5 protein-coding genes are annotated in these 2,723 nt (G+C 69.5%); 3 read left to right on the top strand and 2 right to left on the bottom strand.

The features are described 5' to 3' along the window. Positions 1-135: 135 nt before the first annotated feature. Entirely contained in the window at positions 136-270 is a 135-nt protein-coding gene (locus JWN21_RS12965; protein WP_299650916.1) for a hypothetical protein, read from the bottom strand. 64 nt (positions 271-334) lie between these two features. Here JWN21_RS12965 and JWN21_RS12970 point away from each other — a divergent pair, with 64 nt between their 5' ends. The 3 genes from JWN21_RS12970 to JWN21_RS12980 all read left to right on the top strand — a co-directional run bounded on the left by JWN21_RS12970 (position 335) and on the right by JWN21_RS12980 (position 2,229). Then, the gene (locus JWN21_RS12970; RefSeq protein ID WP_299650928.1) at positions 335-880 is read left to right on the top strand and encodes a shikimate kinase; all 546 of its coding nucleotides are present in this window, start codon (positions 335-337) and stop codon (positions 878-880) included. Between the two features lie 111 nt (positions 881-991). Next, positions 992-2,089 (top strand): 3-dehydroquinate synthase, encoded by a 1,098-nt coding sequence (gene aroB / locus JWN21_RS12975; RefSeq protein ID WP_299650919.1) that lies wholly within the window; start codon positions 992-994, stop codon positions 2,087-2,089. Beyond that, positions 2,089-2,229 (top strand): DUF2256 domain-containing protein, encoded by a 141-nt coding sequence (locus JWN21_RS12980; protein WP_299650922.1) that lies wholly within the window; start codon positions 2,089-2,091, stop codon positions 2,227-2,229. The genes aroB and JWN21_RS12980 overlap by 1 nt, the downstream gene beginning before the upstream one ends. A 106-nt stretch (positions 2,230-2,335) precedes the next feature. On the opposite strand, the gene JWN21_RS12985 is transcribed toward JWN21_RS12980, so the two are convergent. Further along, positions 2,336-2,723 (bottom strand): lysozyme inhibitor LprI family protein (locus JWN21_RS12985; RefSeq protein ID WP_299650925.1); only part of this gene is annotated, 388 nt, incomplete at its 5' end.

Below are 2,723 nucleotides of genomic sequence, written 5' to 3' on the forward strand. Positions count from 1 at the left end.
GCCGTCGCGCGCGGCGCTGGCGTCGCGGTCGGCGCGGCGGCGGGATCGCCGAAACCGGGCGGCAGGATCGACTCGGGTCGATCCTGGCTGAAGGCGGGGAGCGCTGCACCGGCGATCGCCAGTGTCAGCGCGATCCTACGAGAGGTTTTCAAGGCTGACCGCCTGTTCGACCGGCGTCAGCGGCCGCTCGGTCGCCCGCCCTGCGAGCAGGAACAGTGCGCCGATCAGCACGACCAAAGCGGCGACGACGATGACAAGGAGGCGGGACATGGGCGGGCGGGAACCTTGAACAGCGTGGCGAACAGTGTAGCGCCGCTCTATAGCCCGCCCGATGATGTTGCAAAGCCGCGAACCGAGCCGGGGGGGCGTCTGGGACGGGCGGCCAATCGTGCTGGTCGGGCTGATGGGCGTGGGCAAGACCACGGTGGGACGGCGGCTGGCGCTGCGGCTGGGAGTGCCGTTCGCCGATGCGGATCACGAGATCGAGGAGGCGGCGGGGATGACCGTCGCCGAAATCTTCGAACGCTATGGCGAGCCTTATTTTCGCGATGGCGAGCGCCGCGTGCTCGCGCGGCTGATCGACGGCAGCCCAAAGGTGATCGCGACCGGCGGCGGCGCGTTCATGAACGACACGACCCGCGCGCTGATCCTGGAAACGGCGACGGCGGTCTGGCTCGACGCCAATATTGCCGTGCTCGCCGAGCGGGTGAAGCGGCGCGACACCCGCCCGCTGCTGCGCGACCGCGATCCGCACGCGGTGCTGAGCGAGCTGGCGGCGGTGCGTAATCCGATCTACGCGCTCGCCCCGATCCACATCGCCAGCCACAAGGCGCCGCACGAGAACACGGTGGCGGCAATATTGCGAGCCATAGGTCGATGACCTTTCCACTGTCATGCTGAACTCGTTTCAGCATCCATGCGCGTCATCAGCCGAGCGCGTGAAGTCGGGGTCTCGCATGGACCCTGAAACAAGTTCAGGGTGACGAAGAATATGAAACAGATCGACGTCAGTCTCGGCGACCGTTCCTACCCCGTACTGATCGACTCGGGCCTGCTCTCCCGTGCCGGCGAACACCTCATGCCGCTGGCGCACGGCCGTCCGCTGGCGATCATCGCCGACGCAACCGTCGCCGGCCACCTCGCTACGTTAACCACTTCGCTCGACACCGCCGGCCTGGCTTGGCGCTCGGCCACCGTGCCCGCAGGCGAAACGAGCAAGAGCTGGGCGACACTCGCCCGCATCACCGATCAGCTGCTCGAGTGGGGCGTGGAGCGGCGTGACATCGTCGTCGCACTGGGTGGCGGCGTGATCGGCGATCTGGTCGGCTTCGCGAGCGCCATCCTGAAGCGCGGCACCCGCTTCGTGCAGATCCCCACCACGCTGCTGGCGCAGGTCGACAGTTCGGTCGGCGGCAAGACCGGGATCAACACCGCCGCGGGCAAGAACCTGATCGGCGCGTTCCACCAGCCCGAACTGGTGCTGATCGACCCGCTCGTGCTCGACACGCTGCCCGATCGCGAACTGCGCGCCGGCTATGCCGAGGTGGTGAAATACGGCCTGATCGACGATCCCGACTTCTTCGCCTGGTGCGAACGCAACGGTGCGGCACTGCTGGCCGGCGACACGGCCGCGCGCGAGGCGGCGATCGCACGCTGCGTCGCCAACAAGGCGCGGATCGTCGCCGCCGACGAGTTCGAGACCAACGGCACGCGCGCGTTGCTCAACCTGGGCCACACGTTCGGGCACGCGCTGGAGGCCGAAGCGGGGTTCGATGGCTCGCTGCTGCATGGTGAAGCGGTCGCGGCAGGCTGCGCGCTGGCGTTCGATTTCTCGGTCGCGCAGGGGTTGTGCCCGCCCGACCATGCCGAGCGGGTCCGCGCGCATCTGCGCAGCGTCGGCCTGCCGGACGGCCTTGCAGCCACCGGCCTGGGGGCGAACGGCGCTCGGCTGGTCGAGCATATGCGCCACGACAAAAAGGCTAGCGGCGGGCGGCTCGCCTTCCTGCTCGCAGGGGGCATCGGTCAAACCTATCTGGAGCGCGACGTCGATCTCGCCGCCGTCGAGGCGTTTCTGGACGCGCAAAGCTGATGCCCAACGGCGTCGCCAAGCGCGATCTGCCGACCAAGACCTGCCCCGCCTGCGAGCGGCCGTTCGCCTGGCGCAAGAAGTGGGCGTGCGACTGGGACAGCGTCGTCTATTGTTCCGACGCCTGCCGGAAGAAACGTTAGCCCCCTTCCCGCCTGCGGGAGGGGTTTGGCGAGGGCATGTCGTGAGGTTCGCCGCTTGCGAACAGCCCCTCCCCCTGGCACCTCCCGCAGGCGGGAGAGGAACCTCTCAAAACCCCGCGATGTCGGCGATCTCGGCGGTGCGATCGGTATAGGCCTGCGACACGCAGGCCGCGGAACCGCAGCGGTTGCGGAAGGCGAGCCAGCGGTCACGGCTGCCGCGCAGCGCCGCGCGCGTCTCCGCATCACCACGCGCCATCCCCGCATAATAGCCCGAACTCATCCTCCGGTCCTGCGCGGCAAGCCCGGCGTCCGAGCAGATCATCTGCTCCACCCGCCCCCGCGCCACCCGGCAGTTGAAGCTGGGGCGGGCCACGGTCACCGGACGCGCCGGCTCTGACCTGGCGACGCGGGTCTCCGCCTCGGAGGCCTCCACCCGCGCGGGACGCGGCGGGGGCGCGACGCGGGGCGGGGGCGCGGGACGGGCCGGCGGCGCG

This window comes from Sphingomonas bacterium (assembly GCF_028292945.1).
Lineage (GTDB): Bacteria > Pseudomonadota > Alphaproteobacteria > Sphingomonadales > Sphingomonadaceae > Sphingomonas.